This is a genomic window from Aquaticitalea lipolytica (assembly GCF_014641635.1).
Taxonomy (GTDB): Bacteria; Bacteroidota; Bacteroidia; order Flavobacteriales; family Flavobacteriaceae; genus Aquaticitalea; species Aquaticitalea lipolytica.
In genome coordinates, this window is sequence record NZ_BMIC01000003.1 from 265,608 (window position 1) to 282,758 (window position 17,151).

General features: G+C 31.9%; 18 protein-coding genes. 11 read left to right on the forward strand and 7 right to left on the reverse strand.

What is annotated here, in order from left to right:
• Positions 1 to 44 precede the first annotated feature (44 nt).
• Positions 45 to 1,073, forward strand: a complete 1,029-nt coding sequence (locus IEW41_RS10200) for an FKBP-type peptidyl-prolyl cis-trans isomerase (RefSeq protein ID WP_188606250.1) — start codon at positions 45 to 47, stop codon at positions 1,071 to 1,073.
• Between the two features lie 53 nt (positions 1,074 to 1,126).
• Here IEW41_RS10200 and IEW41_RS10205 read toward each other — a convergent pair whose 3' ends face one another.
• The 3 genes from IEW41_RS10205 to IEW41_RS10215 are packed head-to-tail and all read right to left on the reverse strand — an operon-like array spanning position 1,127 to position 3,590.
• Positions 1,127 to 1,717 carry an outer membrane beta-barrel protein gene (locus tag IEW41_RS10205; protein ID WP_188606251.1) on the reverse strand — a complete coding sequence of 197 codons (591 nt, stop codon included), beginning with the start codon at positions 1,715 to 1,717 and terminating at the stop codon, positions 1,127 to 1,129.
• A 53-nt stretch (positions 1,718 to 1,770) separates the two neighbouring features.
• Entirely contained in the window at positions 1,771 to 2,724 is a 954-nt protein-coding gene (locus tag IEW41_RS10210) for a transketolase family protein (RefSeq protein ID WP_188606252.1), read from the reverse strand.
• Between the two features lie 20 nt (positions 2,725 to 2,744).
• Positions 2,745 to 3,590 carry a transketolase gene (locus IEW41_RS10215; protein ID WP_188606253.1) on the reverse strand — a complete coding sequence of 282 codons (846 nt, stop codon included), beginning with the start codon at positions 3,588 to 3,590 and terminating at the stop codon, positions 2,745 to 2,747.
• Positions 3,591 to 3,745: 155 nt separating this feature from the next.
• Here IEW41_RS10215 and tgt point away from each other — a divergent pair, with 155 nt between their 5' ends.
• From tgt to IEW41_RS10265, 10 genes are all read left to right on the forward strand, one after another.
• Positions 3,746 to 4,876, forward strand: coding sequence for a tRNA guanosine(34) transglycosylase Tgt (gene tgt / locus IEW41_RS10220; protein ID WP_188606254.1), 1,131 nt, complete (start codon positions 3,746 to 3,748; stop codon positions 4,874 to 4,876).
• Positions 4,877 to 4,879: 3 nt separating this feature from the next.
• Positions 4,880 to 5,959 (forward strand): LptF/LptG family permease, encoded by a 1,080-nt coding sequence (locus IEW41_RS10225; protein WP_188606255.1) that lies wholly within the window; start codon positions 4,880 to 4,882, stop codon positions 5,957 to 5,959.
• A complete protein-coding gene (locus tag IEW41_RS10230) occupies positions 5,946 to 6,860 on the forward strand; it encodes a DMT family transporter (RefSeq protein ID WP_188606256.1) in 915 nt (304 codons plus the stop codon). The genes IEW41_RS10225 and IEW41_RS10230 overlap by 14 nt, the downstream gene beginning before the upstream one ends.
• Positions 6,861 to 6,993: 133 nt before the next feature.
• Positions 6,994 to 7,947, forward strand: a complete 954-nt coding sequence (locus IEW41_RS10235; RefSeq protein ID WP_188606257.1) for an acetyl-CoA carboxylase carboxyltransferase subunit alpha — start codon at positions 6,994 to 6,996, stop codon at positions 7,945 to 7,947.
• Between the two features lie 167 nt (positions 7,948 to 8,114).
• On the forward strand, positions 8,115 to 9,662 hold the full coding sequence (gene dnaB / locus IEW41_RS10240; RefSeq protein ID WP_188606258.1) for a replicative DNA helicase: 1,548 nt from the start codon (positions 8,115 to 8,117) through the stop codon (positions 9,660 to 9,662).
• Between the two features lie 81 nt (positions 9,663 to 9,743).
• Positions 9,744 to 10,775, forward strand: coding sequence for an AI-2E family transporter (locus tag IEW41_RS10245; RefSeq protein WP_188606259.1), 1,032 nt, complete (start codon positions 9,744 to 9,746; stop codon positions 10,773 to 10,775).
• Between the two features lie 101 nt (positions 10,776 to 10,876).
• A complete protein-coding gene (locus tag IEW41_RS10250) occupies positions 10,877 to 11,110 on the forward strand; it encodes a thioredoxin family protein (protein ID WP_188606260.1) in 234 nt (77 codons plus the stop codon).
• A 68-nt stretch (positions 11,111 to 11,178) separates the two neighbouring features.
• Complete coding sequence (locus IEW41_RS10255; RefSeq protein WP_188606261.1) at positions 11,179 to 11,442, forward strand: DUF2024 family protein; 264 nt, start codon at positions 11,179 to 11,181, stop codon at positions 11,440 to 11,442.
• 51 nt (positions 11,443 to 11,493) lie between these two features.
• Positions 11,494 to 12,099 (forward strand): MarR family winged helix-turn-helix transcriptional regulator, encoded by a 606-nt coding sequence (locus tag IEW41_RS10260; protein WP_188606262.1) that lies wholly within the window; start codon positions 11,494 to 11,496, stop codon positions 12,097 to 12,099.
• Positions 12,100 to 12,236: 137 nt separating this feature from the next.
• A complete protein-coding gene (locus IEW41_RS10265; protein ID WP_373282960.1) occupies positions 12,237 to 13,421 on the forward strand; it encodes an asparagine synthetase B in 1,185 nt (394 codons plus the stop codon).
• A gap of 171 nt (positions 13,422 to 13,592) precedes the next feature.
• On the opposite strand, the gene rplT is transcribed toward IEW41_RS10265, so the two are convergent.
• The 4 genes from rplT to thrS form a co-directional block, all read right to left on the reverse strand.
• On the reverse strand, positions 13,593 to 13,940 hold the full coding sequence (rplT, locus tag IEW41_RS10270; protein ID WP_188606264.1) for a 50S ribosomal protein L20: 348 nt from the start codon (positions 13,938 to 13,940) through the stop codon (positions 13,593 to 13,595).
• A 103-nt stretch (positions 13,941 to 14,043) separates the two neighbouring features.
• Positions 14,044 to 14,241, reverse strand: coding sequence for a 50S ribosomal protein L35 (gene rpmI / locus IEW41_RS10275; RefSeq protein WP_188606265.1), 198 nt, complete (start codon positions 14,239 to 14,241; stop codon positions 14,044 to 14,046).
• A gap of 60 nt (positions 14,242 to 14,301) precedes the next feature.
• Positions 14,302 to 14,856: a translation initiation factor IF-3 gene (gene infC, locus IEW41_RS10280; protein WP_262891381.1), complete on the reverse strand. Its 555-nt coding sequence runs from the start codon at positions 14,854 to 14,856 to the stop codon at positions 14,302 to 14,304.
• Between the two features lie 28 nt (positions 14,857 to 14,884).
• Positions 14,885 to 16,828, reverse strand: a complete 1,944-nt coding sequence (gene thrS / locus IEW41_RS10285) for a threonine--tRNA ligase (RefSeq protein WP_188606266.1) — start codon at positions 16,826 to 16,828, stop codon at positions 14,885 to 14,887.
• Positions 16,829 to 17,151 lie beyond the last annotated feature (323 nt).

Here is a 17,151-nt window from a genome sequence, read left to right on the forward strand (position 1 = left end):
CAAAAATATTATAAAATCGTATCTTGCGACAAAAATACGCAATAATGAAATTAGGAAAATTAACTTTATTAGTTTTTGGTTTAATGGTTACATTTTCATCATGTAAAAAAGATGATGATAGTTATGTGCCTCCTGTAGAAAGAGATCGAACAGAGCAGCAAGCAGCTGACAAAGATTCTTTACTCCTTTATTTACAAACGCATTATTATAATTCTTCAGTATTTGAATCTGGAACGAATCATACTATATCAGAAATCATTATTTCTGAATTGCCTAAAGATGCCGCAGGTAATTATTTGCCATTACCAGATCCTGCGAATAATACTTTGTTAATAGATGATGTTACTATTTTAACTACTACTTACTTAGAAACAGAATACGAGTATTATGTTTTAAATTTGAACCAAGGTGGTGGAGTTGCTCCTAAGTTTTCATATGACGTTAGAGTTAATTATTCAGGTAATTTATTAGACGAAGAAATTTTTGATAGTACAGTAACCCCAACAACCATAGATTTATTAAACCTTATTCAAGGTTGGAGATTAATTATGCCTACATTTAATACTGCTGAAAGCTATGTAGAAAATGGTGACGGAACTGTTAGTTATGATAATTATGGTCTTGGTGTAATGTTTTTGCCTTCTGGTTTAGCATATTATGCCTCACCTCCTTTTGGAGTTACTGCTTATGCTAATTTAATTTTTAAGTTTGAATTATTTCAAACAGAAATGAATGATCATGATGAAGATGGTATTCCTTCTCATATTGAAGATTTAGATGGTGATGAGAACCCTTTTAATGATGATACAGATGCGGATGATATACCTAATCTTTTAGATTTAGATGACGATGGAGATGGTGTTTTAACTATTAATGAGCTACAGAAAACTACATATACCGTAGACACCAATATGGGAGAACAAGAACCGGTTTTAGCTGCTGGCGAATATGAAAGAAGTAGAACTGTTAGTAATGGAATAATAACTATTAAAACTGTTAAAACAGTAGATTCAGATACTAATGGTGTTGCTGATTATTTACAGTCATCAATTACAATAAATTACAATCAATAAGATTTTAAGTAATAAAATAAAAGCCACTTAATTATTAAGTGGCTTTTTTGTTTTTATAGTCCTACAGATAAACTCAATATAAGTTGATCTGGTCTAGTATCAATTCTACTTGCAGTACTAGAGCCTAAGTTGCTATTTATAAAAGTAGCTTCATTATCATTAAAGCCTCTTTCATACCTTACATCTATACCTATGTTTTTGAAGTTTAGACCAATTCCAAAGTTAAGTCCTATAGTAAAATCATCGTGTACATTATCTATGGTGATACCATCAAACTCAGAATCAATAATATATTGTAATGATGGTCCTCCAAAGACACTAACAGGGCCTAAAATTTTTACACCAACTAAAAGAGGTGCGTCAAATTTTTTCATTATAAAATCATCATTATTATAATCACTTTTTGTGTAAGTATAAATGAGTTCAGGTTTAAAATAAAGTTTGTTACCTATTTTGCCAAAAAGTCCTAAATGGTAGCCAATGTTTCTATCTGGATGCTGTGCATTATCTCCAATAGATTCAAAATAATCACCATTAGCATTATAATTTAATCCGCCTTTAATACCAAAGCCGCTTCCAACTTGAGCAAAAGACGTAAAGCATAAGAAAGAAAATAAAACTGTACTAAAAATCAATTTTTTCATAATATTCGTTTTAAGATTTGATTTGTATAATCAAAAACGCTGCCAAACAAATATTATTTTCTTTTCATTACTTTTTCAACAGCTTTAACTATTGCAGCACTATTTAATCCGTATTTATCCATTAGCTGAGCTGGAGTTCCTGACTCACCAAAAGTATCATTTGTTGCAACAAATTCTTGTGGTGTTGGTTTGTGCTTAGCTAAAACGCGAGCAACACTCTCTCCTAAACCACCTAAATAATTATGCTCTTCAGCAGTAACAATACAACCAGTTTTAGTTACAGAATCTAAAATGGCTTTATCGTCTAGAGGTTTTATAGTATGAATATTTATGACCTCGGCAGATATACCTTTTTCATTTAAAGTTTTGGCTGCTTCTAAAGCTTCCCATACTAAATGACCAGTAGCAACAATAGTTACATCTGTTCCTTCAATTAAATGTAAAGCCTTACCAATTTCAAATTTTTGATTTTCTGGAGTAAAGTTAGCTACACTAGGTCTTCCAAAACGAAGGTAAACTGGGCCATGATGTTCAGCAATAGCAATTGTTGCTGCTTTAGTTTGATTATAATCACAAGGATTAATAACCGTCATTCCTGGCAGCATTTTCATTAAACCAATATCTTCTAATATTTGGTGAGTTGCACCATCTTCACCTAGTGTTAAACCAGCATGAGAAGCACATATTTTAACGTTTTTGTCAGAATAAGCAACACTTTGTCTTATTTGGTCATAAACTCTTCCTGTTGAGAAATTTGCAAAAGTTCCTGTAAAAGGAATTTTTCCACCAATAGTTAAACCTGCAGCTAAGCCAATCATATTTGCTTCTGCGATTCCAACCTGAAAAAAGCGTTCAGGATGATTCTTTTTAAAATCATCCATTTTTAAAGAACCAATTAAATCAGCACAAAGTGCGACAACATTTTCGTTAGTTTTTCCTAATTCAGTTAATCCTGCTCCAAAACCTGAGCGTGTATCTTTATTTCCTGTATTTGTATATGTTTTCATTTGTCTTTTTTAATTGATGATTAATAATCTCCTAAAGTCTCAGCGTTTTGAGCTAAACCAATGGCTAATTGCTCATCATTTGGTGCTTTACCATGCCATGCATGAGTATGCATCATAAAATCTACACCGTTACCCATTACAGTTTTTAATAGCACACAAACTGGTTTTCCTTTTCCAGTTTTAGATTTCGCCTCAGTCATTCCTTTTAGAATGGCATCTATATTATTACCTTCTTCAATTTCAATAACAACCCATCCAAAAGCTTCAAACTTACCTTTAATACTTCCCATTGGCAATACATCATCAGTAGAACCGTCGATTTGCTGACCATTTAAATCAACTGTACAAATAATATTATCTACTTTTTTTGCAGCAGCATACATTATTGCTTCCCAATTTTGACCTTCTTGTAATTCGCCATCACCATGAAGACTATATATTAAGTGGCTATCATTGTTTAATTTTTTTGCTTGTGCAGCACCAAGAGCAACACTCATTCCTTGTCCTAGCGACCCTGAAGCTATTCTTATTCCTGGTAAACCCTCGTGCGTTGTAGGATGTCCTTGTAAACGAGAATTTATTAATCGAAAAGTATTTAATTCTTCAACTTCAAAATAACCTGCTCTGGCAAGTACACTGTAATAAACAGGTGAAATATGTCCATTAGAAAGGAAGAAAATATCTTCTCCAATACCATCCATATTAAATCCATCTTTTCTATCCATAATTTCATTAAATAAGGCTACAAAAAACTCTGCACATCCTAATGAACCTCCTGGATGACCAGAATTAACCTTGTGTACCATTCTTAAGATATCTCTCCTTACTTGAATGACTAAATCTTCTAATTGTTGTGTGTTTGACATATAATTACTGTTAGTTTTTTCAGTTGCAAAAATAAAGTTTTATAACCCTTAAACAAAGTGTGTATATGTGCACTTATTAACGAATTTTGGTGTTTTGCTAACAATTTTGATTTTATTAAGAAACAAAGTGATAGAGTTATTTATCTTTGCCACCTATGAAATTTGAATTAAAAGCAAAAGACTCGCAAAGTAAAGCTAGAGCAGGAGTAATGACAACAGATCATGGCGTTATTGAAACGCCTATTTTTATGCCTGTTGGTACAGTTGCTTCTGTGAAAGGAGTGCATCAACGTGAGCTGAAAAATGATATTAATCCTGATATTATCTTAGGAAATACATATCACTTATATCTACGACCACAAACAGCTATATTAGAGCAGGCAGGTGGACTTCATAAGTTTATGAATTGGGATAGAAATATTCTGACAGATTCTGGAGGTTATCAAGTATATTCTTTATCGTCAAGAAGAAAAATAAAAGAAGAAGGTGTTAAATTTAAATCGCACATTGATGGTAGCTATCATGTGTTTACGCCAGAAAACGTAATGGAAATTCAGCGAACAATAGGTGCTGATATTATCATGGCGTTTGATGAATGTACACCATATCCTTGTGATTATCGTTATGCACAACGTAGTATGCATATGACACATCGTTGGTTAGACAGATGTATTAATCATCTCGATAAATTGCCTTATAAATATGGATATGAGCAAACTTTTTTTCCAATTGTTCAAGGAAGTACTTATAAAGATTTGCGCCAACAATCTGCAGAATATATAGCAAATGCAGGCGCTCAAGGTAATGCAATTGGAGGGTTGTCTGTTGGAGAACCAGCAGAAGAAATGTATGCGATGACAGAGGTTGTAACTGCAATCTTACCAGAAGAAAAGCCTAGATACTTAATGGGTGTTGGAACACCAATCAATATTCTCGAAAATATTGCGTTAGGTATAGATATGTTTGATTGTGTGATGCCTACGCGTAATGCAAGAAACGGTATGTTATTTACTGCACATGGCTCAATTAATATTAAAAACAAAAAATGGGAAGCCGATTTTTCTCCAGTTGATGAAATGGGAATTACCTTTGTAGATACAGATTATACTAAAGCTTATTTACGTCATTTATTTACTGTAAATGAAAGATTAGGAGCTCAAATAGCAACAATACATAATCTTGGGTTTTATTTATGGTTGGTTAGAGAGGCTAGAAAACATATATTAGCAGGAGATTTTAGAACTTGGAAAGATATGATGGTAAAACAAATGGATAATCGTTTGTAAAGAATGAAGATACTTGATTGGTACATACTTAAACGGTATTTATTCACGTTTTTAATGATGCTGTTGCTGTTTATACCTATAGGTATAACTATAAACCTTGCTGAGAAAATTGGTAAAATATTAGAGAATAATGTGCCGTTTGGAGAGGTAGCAATGTACTATCTAAACTTTACAATCTATTTTGCAAACCTATTATTTCCCTTATTCTTGTTTTTGTCTGTTATTTGGTTTACTTCAAAACTTGCAAATAATACAGAAATTGTAGCTTTTTTAAGCTCAGGAGTGTCCTTTTCAAGATTTTTAAGACCTTATTTAATTGGAGCATCTATTGTTGCAATTATGGCATTAATTCTAGGATTATATTTAGCGCCAAAAGCGAGTAGTGGGTATAATCAGTTTATTTACAAACACTTAAAATCTGGTAATCAGCAATTGTTACAAACTCAAAATATCTATAGACAGATAAATGATAACGATTATATATATGTAAGCAATTTTGACGTTAGTCAAAAAACAGGAAATAATTTTACTTACGAACATTTTGAAGGCAATAAACTTAAGTATAAAATTTTTGCTAACGCAATAACTTTTTCTGAGAAGGATAGTACATATCGCTTATTTAATTATGTAAAGAGAAAAATTGGTGATAATAATGATGTCATTGAGACCATAAGAAGAAAAGATACTGTTTTTACTTTCGATTTAGAAGATTTAACACCTGTTGAATATATCGCTGAGACTTTACAGTATGGGGAACTTAACAGTTTTATAAAAAAAGAAAAAGAACGAGGTTCTTCAAATATTGGCCGCTATGAAGTGGTTTTGTATAAAAAATGGAGTTTGCCTGTTTCTATTTTCATATTAACAATTATTGCAGTTGCAGTATCTTCAATTAAGCGACGAGGAGGAATGGGTGTGAATTTGGCTTTTGGTATTTGTATCGCAATGGTATTTGTTTTTTTTGACAAAGTATTTGGTGTTATGGCATCTCAATCAGATTTTCCACCAATAATTGCAGTGTGGTTTCCAAATGTTATTTTTGGTATTTTAGCGATATATCTTCTGTACAATGCAAAACGCTAAACTAAAAAATTATCTGCACTTACATTTTTTAGTATTTATTGCAGGTTTTACAGCCATTTTAGGAGAATTAATTTCAATTGGATCTATACCACTTGTATGGTATAGAATGTTAATAGCAGGAGTTTTAATGTTGATATACATTAAAATTATTAAGATAAAAATTGCTATTGACAAACGTACAATGATCAAGTTTTTTGCTGCAGGTATAATCATCGCTTTGCATTGGATAACTTTTTTTGAAGCAATTAAACAATCCAACATATCTATAACATTAGCTATGTTTTCAACTGGAGCCTTTTTTGCATCTTTTGTTGAACCAATAATTTATAAAAGACGTATAATTTGGTACGAAATTTTGTTTGGAATTATAGTTATAATAGGCGTCTTTTTAATTACTCAAAGCGAAATAAAATATATTAATGGAATACTACTAGGTATTTCATCAGCATTATTTTCTACATTATTTGCTGTTATAAATGGTAAGTTTATTGAAAAACATAGCGCAACAGTTATTTCATTTTATGAGTTTATAAGTGGTGTCTTTTTTATAACTCTTTTTATACTTTTTTTTAAAGGAGGGTTTTCTGTTGAATTTTTTATTCTATCATCTTCAGATTGGATATATCTATTCATATTAGCTTCAATATGTACAGCTTATGCTTTTATTGGCGCAGTACATGTTATGAAACTAATAAGCCCATATACAGTTATTTTATCGTATAATCTTGAGCCTATTTATGGAATTGCATTAGCATTATTATTATTTCCTGCAACCGAAACAATGAGTCCTCAATTCTATTACGGAGCCATCTTAATATTAATTACTGTGCTATTAGATGGCGTTTTTAAAAATTTTAAGATTAGAAAAAGAAAGAGAATAATATCAACTAAAGACAATTAAATTTTTGAATTCTCTTTGATATTAATTAAATTTAATACCAGACCAATTGTAAGTTATATTTCGTTAGTTTCATTCTAGTAAAAACGAAAAATTTATGTAGGTTTGTATGCTAACTAAAATTAAACTTAATTCTATGGAATATCTAGAATTTGAGCTTCCAATCAAAGAACTCCAGGAGCAATTAGAAAAATGCCAAATCATTGGAGAAGAAAGTGAAGTTGATGTTACTGAAACATGTAAACAGATAGAAGAGAAACTTTTAAAAACAAAAAAAGAGATTTATAAAAACCTAACTGCATGGCAACGTGTTCAGTTATCTCGCCATCCTAATCGTCCTTATACTTTAGACTACATTAAAGCACTTTGTGGTGATTCTTTTTTAGAATTGCATGGTGATAGAAATGTAAAAGACGATAAAGCAATGATTGGTGGCCTTGGTAAAATAGGTGATCAAACATATATGTTTGTTGGTCAACAAAAAGGTTATAATACCAAAACTAGACAATATAGAAATTTTGGGATGTCTAATCCAGAAGGATATCGTAAAGCATTACGATTAATGAAGTCTGCTGAAAAATTTAATATTCCAGTAGTAACTTTAATAGACACTCCTGGTGCATATCCTGGGTTAGAAGCTGAAGAGCGTGGTCAAGGAGAAGCAATTGCACGTAATATATTAGAAATGACAAGGCTTAAAGTGCCTATTATTTGTGTAATTATTGGAGAAGGTGCTTCAGGTGGTGCATTAGGTATTGGTGTAGGAGATAGAGTATTGATGTTAGAAAATACTTGGTATTCTGTTATTTCTCCAGAATCTTGTTCATCAATTTTATGGAGAAGTTGGGAGTATAAAGAGCAAGCGGCAGAAGCCCTTAAACTTACAGCTCCAGATATGAAAAAGCTTAAACTAGTTGATGATATTATCAAAGAGCCTTTAGGAGGAGCACATATTGATAGAGAAAAAACATTTTTAACTGTAAGAGACGCAATTGAAAAAAATTACAACCAACTTAAAAACTTATCACCAAAAGAATTGGTAAAAGAGCGTATGGATAAATATGCTAATATGGGAGTTTTTAAAGGCTAATTTTTTCTTTGCCATATAAAAATCTAAACTGAAGCCTAACATCTTCAGTTTTTTTATCGCTATTAACAATATTTTTAAGTTATTAACAGTTAAATTGTTGAAGAGTTGTTAAGATTGTGCTTTCTAAAAATAATGCTTTTCTTAACAATTTATTTACATTCGCATTCATGAAACAACCAAACCAAATACAAGGCTATAAAGTTGATAAAAGCACTATTATAAGCTTAGAAAAAGGTAAAATCCCTCCGCAAGCCATTGATTTAGAAGAGGTTGTGTTAGGAGCGATGATGATTGATAAAAAAGGTGTCGACGAGGTAATTGACATTTTAAGCGCAGATGCTTTTTACAAAGATGCTCATAAACATATCTTTGAGGCAATTTTCAAATTATTTGAAAACAGTGAGCCTGTCGACTTATTAACTGTTTCAAGTCAGCTTAAAAAAGATTCAAAATTAGAGTTGGTTGGAGGTGATTTTTACCTCATTTCATTAACTCAAAGAGTATCATCATCTGCTCATATTGAGTTTCATGCTCGTATTATTCTTCAAAAATATATTCAACGAAGTTTAATCAAAATTTCTAGTGAAATTATTGAAGATTCTTATGACGAAACAAAAGATGTTTTTGATCTTTTAGATAATGCCGAGGCCAAGCTTTACGAAGTTACTCAAGGCAATATTAAAAAATCTACAGAAACAGCTCAGAGTTTGGTAATTCAAGCAAAGAAAAAAATTGAAGATATTTCTAATAAAGAGGGATTAAGTGGAATTCCTTCTGGGTTTACAAAACTTGATAAATTAACTTCTGGTTGGCAAGAAAGTGATTTAATAATTGTTGCTGCACGTCCTGGTATGGGTAAAACAGCCCTAACACTTTCTATGGCTCGAAATATTGCTGTAAACAGCAATATTCCTGTGGCTTTTTTCTCTTTAGAGATGTCGTCTGTACAATTAATAACTCGTTTAATATCGAGTGAAACAGGACTATCTTCAGAAAAACTACGTACAGGAAAGCTAGAGAAGCATGAATGGGAGCAATTAAACGTTAAAGTAAAAACATTAGAAAAAGCACCTCTATTTATTGACGATACACCTTCATTATCTATTTTCGACCTTCGTGCAAAGGCAAGACGTTTAGCGTCACAATATGGAATTAAAATGATTATTATTGACTACTTGCAGTTAATGACAGCTGGAGGAAGTCAAAAAGGAGGAAATAGAGAACAAGAAATTTCTACAATTTCAAGAAACCTAAAAGCTCTAGCAAAGGAGCTAAGTGTTCCAGTTATAGCCTTATCTCAATTATCTCGTGCTGTAGAAACAAGAGGAGGAAGCAAACGCCCTTTACTTTCCGATTTACGTGAATCTGGAGCTATTGAGCAAGATGCAGACATTGTTTCGTTTATTTATAGACCAGAATACTACAAAATTGATGAATGGGATGATGAAGAGCATACACCAACTGAGGGTCAAGCAGAATTTATTGTTGCTAAACACAGAAATGGTGGATTAGAAAACATACGCTTAAAGTTTATTGGGCACCTTGGTAAGTTTGATAATTTAGATGATTTTGACACACCTTTTGGAGAGTTTCATAGCAAAATGAATGCAGCCGCAAATGACGATACTTTTAAAACAAGTCATTTTCCATCTCCAAGTGATGCTTTTGATGCTCCATCTCTAGACGACGATGAGGATAACGATGTTCCTTTTTAAAAATAAACTTAACTTTTTCTTTCAATAAATACAAAGTTAAAAAGTTATATTTGTTGGCTTTTAAAAGAAAACAATTGCCTCATGGATAAAACACGTACTACAAATATTTTATTACTCATTTTAGTAATTCCAGTCATATTTTATTTGCTTAAAATTTTATCGTTTATCTTTATTCCATTGGTGTCATCAATGTTTATTGCCTTATTGTTTTTGCCATTATTACGATGGTTGGGTAAACGTGGTGTTCCAAAAGTTATAAGCGTTTTTATAGTTATTTTAATTATTCTTGGAGGTTTGGCTATAACAGCAGAATTAATTCATCTGTCTAGCAAACAAATAATGTCATCAGATAGTACCTTTTTTCAGCAAGCTGAAGATAAATTAGCAGCATTAACAATTTCATTAGAAGAGTTTTTTGGTGTTCAATTGCAAAAAGAGGGAAACATAATGACTCAAATTTTACAAAAAGACAATTTAGGTTCTATATTTGGTTATGTTAGCAATTTTTTGAGCATGGCTTTAATGACTTCGTTTTTTGTGGTTTTATGGTTGTCAGAATCTATAAATGTTCAAAAACTGATGAATGCTACACTTCTAAAACAAAAGCACGCTTCAGTAAAAACGTTTCGTAAAATTGAAAAAGACCTTATTAAGTTTATTAAAGTAAAGTTTTTAGTAAGTCTAGGTACAGGAATAGGTATAGGTTTAGCCTGTGTGTATTTCGATGTTAGTTTTCCAATTTTTTGGGGACTTTTCGCTTTTGTTATCAATTTTGTGCAAATGATAGGCTCTTTTATATCTGTAATTGCTTTGGCTATTTTTGCCTTTGTTGAAATACAACTTATGGGTACTCTTTTCTTTTTTATACTATCAATCACATTAGTTCAAGTGGTTTTTGGAGGTATTTTAGAACCTATTTTTATGGGGAAATCATTCTCCATAAACATTATTACTGTACTAGTAATGCTTATGTTTTGGGGCTTTATTTGGGGAATACCAGGTATGATTATGTCAATACCAATAACTGTTTTTATTAAAATTATTTTAGAGCAGTTTCCAAACACTAAAGTTATTGCAAGCTTACTTTCTGGCAATGAGCTAAAAATCAAGTAATTTTTTAATGTATTTATGATTTTACAAATTTTATTTGTTATAGTTAGGAATCCTAACTATATTTGTTTTGCAATAATGCAATTTACCAAAAACTCACTATTATGAAAAAATCAGTTTTTTATCATGCAGGCTGTCCAGTTTGTGTAAGCGCAGAGCACGATATTATTAATTTAGTAGGACCTTCAAACGTTGAAATTGTACATTTAGGTGAAGACAAATCAAAGATTTCGCAAGCCGAAAAGGCAGGAGTGAAGTCTGTTCCAGCTTTGTTAACACCAAATGGCCATGTGTTACACATCAATTTTGGGGCATCTTTAGATGCAGTTAAAGGATAATTGTATCATTTAAAAAGTTAGGATTCTTTTTATTGAAAATGAATCCTAACTTTTAAAAACACATAATTATGTATATATCTGTTTGGGACACCTATGTTCAACGACAAGATGGTAAAGTCATGCACTTTGATATTCTTGTACCACATGATTTGAAAGATACTTCTAAAATTTTTAGCTTTGGAAAAGACTATTTACAATCAAAACCATTTAAAACAGGAGAATTAACTTCCAGAGAGTGTCAGTTTTGCCATATTGAAAAGGCATCTGAAGAAGTTATAGCATCAATCAATAACAAAGGTTATTTTATTTTAGAAATGCAAAACTGCAATTAACATTGCAATAAATTCATTAGGTTTGTTAAGTTTCAAACTTAGCGACTTTTTATGGGAAAAAGTATATTCAATATCGAACATCAACAAACTAACCTTTCAAGTAAAATAGTAGTTGGTTTGGAACGCATTTCTGAAGTTTTTAGAGTATTGCTTTGGGAACATGCAAAGGCTAATGGATTGAGTCCGATACAAATTCAAATCTTAGTATTTATAGCCAATCATAAGGCAGAATATTGCACTGTTAGTTATCTTGCTAGTGAATTTAATATTACCAAGCCAACGATTAGTGATGCCATTAAAGCGCTTGAAAAAAAGAAGCTTATAGAGAAGGATTATTCTTCATCAGACAGTCGTAGCTATACTGTTTTTCTATCAGAAAAAGGCAAATCGGTAGTATTTCAAACGGAGCAATTTGCAAACCCTATTAAAGATCAATTGAGTGTTATTGATAATGTAGATTTAGATCAATTGTATCTAACAATAACTCAATTAATTTATGGGCTGAATCGTTCTGGCTTGTTGACTGTTCAACGCATGTGTTATGCATGCAAGTTTCATAGCAAAACAGAAAATGGGCATTTTTGTAACTATTTGAATACCGAACTTCAACATTCAGACATCAGAATTGATTGTCCAGAATTTGAAGTACAATTATAAATAAACTCTAATATTTCCTTAAAGTATTTCAGTGAGCTCTAATTTTTGAGTATATTTCGTCTATGAAGAAGATAGTTGCTTTATTATTATTCCTGTTTATTTCAGCAAATACTTTTGCGTCTTATATTCTTATTCCAATGGATGCTGAAGGACAAAAAAATCATTTAAAAGCCTACGGAGTTACCTATTGGACACTCGAAAAACAATTAAAAGTAAAATGGTTACTTAATTACAGAGGTGGTTCGTTTTTATTACCAGATGCAGAAGATATTCAACGCGAATGCCAGATAAGAGGTGTTTCTTATGAAGTTATTTCCAATTCTAAAGCCGAAGAAATACTTGAGCTTATCAGTAGTCCATCACAAAACATGGAAGCTGTAGTACTTGAAAAAGCACCCAAAATTGCTGTTTACTCTCCAAAAGGGAACTTACCTTGGGATGATGCAGTTACAATGGTGTTAACCTATGCTGAGATACCTTACGATGTTATATATGATGAAGAGGTATTAAGTGATGCATTACTACTTTATGATTGGCTTCATTTACATCATGAAGATTTCACAGGTCAATATGGAAAATTTTATAGAGCATATAAATCAGCAGCATGGTATATTGAGGAAAAAAATGCAGCTGAGACACTGACTGCTAAATTAGGATATTCTAAAGTCTCTGAAGAAAAACTAGCTGTAGCCTTAAAAATCAGAGATTATGTAATAGGAGGAGGCTTTATGTTTGCTATGTGTAGTGCAACCGATAGTTTTGATATAGCTCTCTCAGCAGAAGGTGTAGATATTTGCGAACCAATGTTTGATGGCGATGGGAGTGATGCTAATTATCAAAGTAAAATAGATTACAACAAAACCTTTGCATTTAAAGATTTTATATTAGAGCGCAATCCAAACATTTATGAATTTTCGTCAATAGATATGACTAACAAGCGCCAAATCCCACCAACTACAGATTATTTTACATTAATGGATTTCTCAGCAAAATGGGACCCAGTTCCAACCATGCTAAACCAAAATCATACTGCCTTAGTAAAAGGGTTTATGGGTCAAACAACTTCATTTACTCGAAATGAAATTAAGTCTAACGTGCTAGTATTGGGTGAAAATAAATCTAACAGTGAGGCCAAGTATATACATGGCATAAAAGGCAAAGGTTTTTTTACGTTTTACGGAGGTCATGACCCAGAAGATTACACGCATAGAGTAGGAGATCCAAAAACAGAACTCGATTTGCATCCAACATCACCAGGATACAGGCTTATTTTAAATAATGTCTTGTTTCCAGCTGCTAAGAAAAAGAAACAAAAAACTTAGTGTTTTTAGGGCGTTACCTCAATTATCATTGAGGTCGTGTTTTTCGTTATATCTTTTTATAGTATGTATAAAAAGGAAGCCACTACAACCACTAACACAAAAAAAAATCCGGTTCAATTAAGAACCGGATTTTTATATAAACGAAAAGTTGTTATTGTTTTGGCGAAACGCCTATTTTTTTACTTTTTTTGCAATGGCTTCAAAAGCTTCTGGGTTGTTCATCGCTAAATCTGCAAGAACTTTACGGTTCAATTCGATATTATTAGCTTTAATTCCACCCATAAATTTTGAATAAGACATTCCGTGTAATCTAGCTGCAGCGTTAATACGCGTAATCCATAATGAACGGAAATTTCTCTTATTTACTCTACGGTCTCTATACGAATATAACATCGCTTTATCAACCGCATTTTTTGCTACTGTCCAAACGTTTTTACGTCTTCCAAAGTAACCTTTTGCTTGCTTAAGAACCTTTTTTCTTCTGGCTCTTTTTGCTACTGAATTTACTGATCTTGGCATTTTTTAATTGTTTTTTTGTAGTAGGCGGTCTTTAAGACACTTGCTAAATATTATTTGCCTAACTCCAGGGTTTATAAATTTGTTTTAACCAATTAAAATAATATTACTTTAAACGTAACATTATTTTAACATTATTCTCGTCTGCTGCATGCACTAAAGTGTCATGTGTTAGAGCAAGTTTACGCTTTTTAGATTTTTTAGTCAAAATATGACTTTTAAAAGCGTGCTTTCTTTTAATCTTACCAGTGCCAGTTAGTTTAAAACGTTTCTTAGCACTTGATTTAGTTTTCATTTTCGGCATTTTCTCCTAATTTTAATTTACTTTTCGCTTATTATCTTTATACTGAATTAATCTCAGTAACTATTTTCCTTTTTTTGGCGAAATAAACATAGTCATACGTTTACCTTCCAATCTTGGCATTTGTTCTACTTTACCAAACTCTTCAAGATCTTGAGCCAATTTTAATAATAAAATTTGACCTTGCTCTTTAAATACAATCGAACGTCCTTTAAAGAATACAAAAGCTTTTAGCTTAGCACCTTCTTTTAAAAACTTTTCAGCATGTTTCTTTTTAAATTCGTAATCATGATCATCAGTTTGCGGACCAAAACGAATTTCTTTCACAACAACTTTTGTTGCCTTTGCTTTTAAAGCTTTGTCACGTTTCTTTTGCTCGTAAAGAAACTTTTTATAATCCATAACTTTACAAACTGGTGGATCAGCTTTAGGTGATATTTCAACTAAATCCACGCCTTGCTCTTCAGCTAGCGCTCTTGCATCTTTAGTTGAATAAATACCTGGCTCTACATTATCACCAACAAGTCTTACCTTGTCAACTCTAATGCTCGAATTAATCTTGTGCTGCTCTTCTTTAGTTGTTCTTTGGAAGCTACCTCTGTTTCTACGTATTGCTATGGCTTTATAATTTTAGTTAAACTTATTTTTATTTAAATGTTTTTAATGTCTTATTTATTTCTTTTTCAACAATTTTCGAGAATTCATCTACACTAATCATGCCTAAATCTTCTCCTCCGTGTTGACGTACTGAAATCTTGTTTTCGCCTTCCTCATTCTCACCAATGATAATCATATAAGGCACTTTTTGCATTTCTGCTTCCCTAATTTTCTTACCTATGGTCTCGTTTCTATTATCTGCGAGGGCGCGAATTTCGTTATTTTCTAGCAAATTTAAAACTTTTTCAGCGTATTTTTCATATTTCTCACTAATTGATAATATAATAGCCTGTGTTGGCATCAACCAAAGAGGGAAGTTTCCACCTGTATGTTCTAGTAATATAGCAACAAATCGTTCCATACTCCCAAAAGGAGCTCTGTGAATCATAACAGGTCTATGTAGTTCATTATCACTGCCTTTATAAGTTAAATCAAAACGCTCAGGTAAATTATAATCTACCTGAATAGTTCCTAATTGCCAGTTTCTGCCTAAAGCATCCTTAACCATAAAATCTAATTTAGGGCCATAAAATGCTGCTTCACCAGTTTCCACAACATAATCCAAACCTTTATCTATAGCCGCATTAAGAATTGCTGCTTCAGCTTTTTTCCAGTTTTCATCACTACCAATATATTTTTCAGGAGTTTCAGGGTCTCTTAAAGAAACTTGCGCTTTAAAGTTTTCAAACCCTAAAGAACCAAAGACATATAACACTAAGTCAATTACATCTTTAAATTCTTTATCTAATTGATCTGGTGTACAAAAAATATGTGCATCATCTTGAGTAAATCCTCTTACACGAGTTAATCCATGTAATTCTCCACTTTGTTCATATCTATATACTGTACCAAATTCAGCATAGCGCTTTGGTAACTCTTTATATGAAAAAGGACGATTGTTATAAATCTCACAATGATGAGGGCAGTTCATAGGTTTTAATAAAAACTCTTCGCCTTCAGCAGGTGTGTGTATTGGTTGAAAACTATCAGCACCATATTTTGCATAGTGACCAGAAGTCACATATAATTCTTTTTGTCCAATATGAGGAGTTACAACCATTTCATAACCAGCCTTCTTTTGCGCTTTTTTTAGGAAATTCTCTAAACGTTCACGTAATGCAGCACCTTTTGGTAACCATAAAGGCAAACCTTGACCTACTTTAGTTGAAAACGTAAATAACTCTAACTCTTTACCAAGTTTTCTATGGTCTCGTCGTTTAGCTTCCTCAAGCAATTCAAGATATTCAGTTAAATCTTTTTGTTTAGGGAATGAAATTCCATAAACACGAGTTAACTGTTTGTTGTTTTCGTCACCTCTCCAATAAGCACCAGCAACAGATAATAATTTTATAGCTTTTATAATTCCAGTATTTGGAATATGACCACCACGACACAAATCAGTAAATGTAGAATGATCACAAAATGTAATAGTACCATCTTCAAGGTTTTCAATTAACTCAACCTTATATTCATTATTTTGAGATTTATATAACGATAACGCTTCAGCTTTAGTTACCGAACGCATAATAAAGTCATGCTTTTCTCTAGAAATCTCAAGCATTTTATCTTCAATAGATTTAAAATCCTTTTCAGAAATAGATTGACTTCCAAAATCTACATCATAATAAAATCCATTTTCAATTGCAGGACCAATTGACAGTTTAACACCAGGATATAACTCTTCTAAAGCCTGTGCTAATACGTGAGCAGTAGAATGCCAAAAAGCTTTCTTACCTTCTTTATCATTCCAAGTATATAGAATTAGAGAACCATTTACATTTAAAGGAGTATTAGTTTCAATAGTAGTACCATTATAACTAGCCGAAATAACATTTCGAGCCAATCCTTCACTAATGCTTTTTGCAACATCCATTGGAGTTACATTATTCTCAAACGGTTTTACACTTCCGTCAGGTAGAGTTATATTAATCATAAATTCAAATGCTAATTAAGTCTGCAAAGATAATAGTATAAATACTTTCATACAATATATATATAGGTATAAATTATTATATATGTTTTAATTAAGGCATTTGGTTTACAAAAAAGTAACCCACCACGCTTTCACTACTCACTTTTTATAATTGTTTTGCAACAATTATAAAAGAGTTCAAACAAAAGCTCAATCGTTAATGCAAAAAAAACATGTCGCAAAACCCTAGAAATGAACACATAAAAAAAAAGGTAAAAAAAAGGGTAAAAAAGTTTTGTTTAGTAATAAAAAAGGGTTGTATATTTGCAGCCGCTAAAAACGGT

What these genes read in the sequence shown, in the direction of transcription:
- IEW41_RS10200 (WP_188606250.1), top strand. Translation starts at nt 45, where the DNA reads ATGAAATTAGGAAAATTAACTTTATTAGTTTTTGGTTTAATGGTTACA.
- IEW41_RS10205 (WP_188606251.1), bottom strand. Translation starts at nt 1,717, where the DNA reads ATGAAAAAATTGATTTTTAGTACAGTTTTATTTTCTTTCTTATGCTTT.
- IEW41_RS10210 (WP_188606252.1), bottom strand. Translation starts at nt 2,724, where the DNA reads ATGAAAACATATACAAATACAGGAAATAAAGATACACGCTCAGGTTTT.
- IEW41_RS10215 (WP_188606253.1), bottom strand. Translation starts at nt 3,590, where the DNA reads ATGTCAAACACACAACAATTAGAAGATTTAGTCATTCAAGTAAGGAGA.
- tgt (WP_188606254.1), top strand. Translation starts at nt 3,746, where the DNA reads ATGAAATTTGAATTAAAAGCAAAAGACTCGCAAAGTAAAGCTAGAGCA.
- IEW41_RS10225 (WP_188606255.1), top strand. Translation starts at nt 4,880, where the DNA reads ATGAAGATACTTGATTGGTACATACTTAAACGGTATTTATTCACGTTT.
- IEW41_RS10230 (WP_188606256.1), top strand. Translation starts at nt 5,946, where the DNA reads ATGCAAAACGCTAAACTAAAAAATTATCTGCACTTACATTTTTTAGTA.
- IEW41_RS10235 (WP_188606257.1), top strand. Translation starts at nt 6,994, where the DNA reads ATGGAATATCTAGAATTTGAGCTTCCAATCAAAGAACTCCAGGAGCAA.
- dnaB (WP_188606258.1), top strand. Translation starts at nt 8,115, where the DNA reads ATGAAACAACCAAACCAAATACAAGGCTATAAAGTTGATAAAAGCACT.
- IEW41_RS10245 (WP_188606259.1), top strand. Translation starts at nt 9,744, where the DNA reads ATGGATAAAACACGTACTACAAATATTTTATTACTCATTTTAGTAATT.
- IEW41_RS10250 (WP_188606260.1), top strand. Translation starts at nt 10,877, where the DNA reads ATGAAAAAATCAGTTTTTTATCATGCAGGCTGTCCAGTTTGTGTAAGC.
- IEW41_RS10255 (WP_188606261.1), top strand. Translation starts at nt 11,179, where the DNA reads ATGTATATATCTGTTTGGGACACCTATGTTCAACGACAAGATGGTAAA.
- IEW41_RS10260 (WP_188606262.1), top strand. Translation starts at nt 11,494, where the DNA reads ATGGGAAAAAGTATATTCAATATCGAACATCAACAAACTAACCTTTCA.
- IEW41_RS10265 (WP_373282960.1), top strand. Translation starts at nt 12,237, where the DNA reads ATGGATGCTGAAGGACAAAAAAATCATTTAAAAGCCTACGGAGTTACC.
- rplT (WP_188606264.1), bottom strand. Translation starts at nt 13,940, where the DNA reads ATGCCAAGATCAGTAAATTCAGTAGCAAAAAGAGCCAGAAGAAAAAAG.
- rpmI (WP_188606265.1), bottom strand. Translation starts at nt 14,241, where the DNA reads ATGCCGAAAATGAAAACTAAATCAAGTGCTAAGAAACGTTTTAAACTA.
- thrS (WP_188606266.1), bottom strand. Translation starts at nt 16,828, where the DNA reads ATGATTAATATAACTCTACCTGACGGAAGTGTAAAACCGTTTGAGAAT.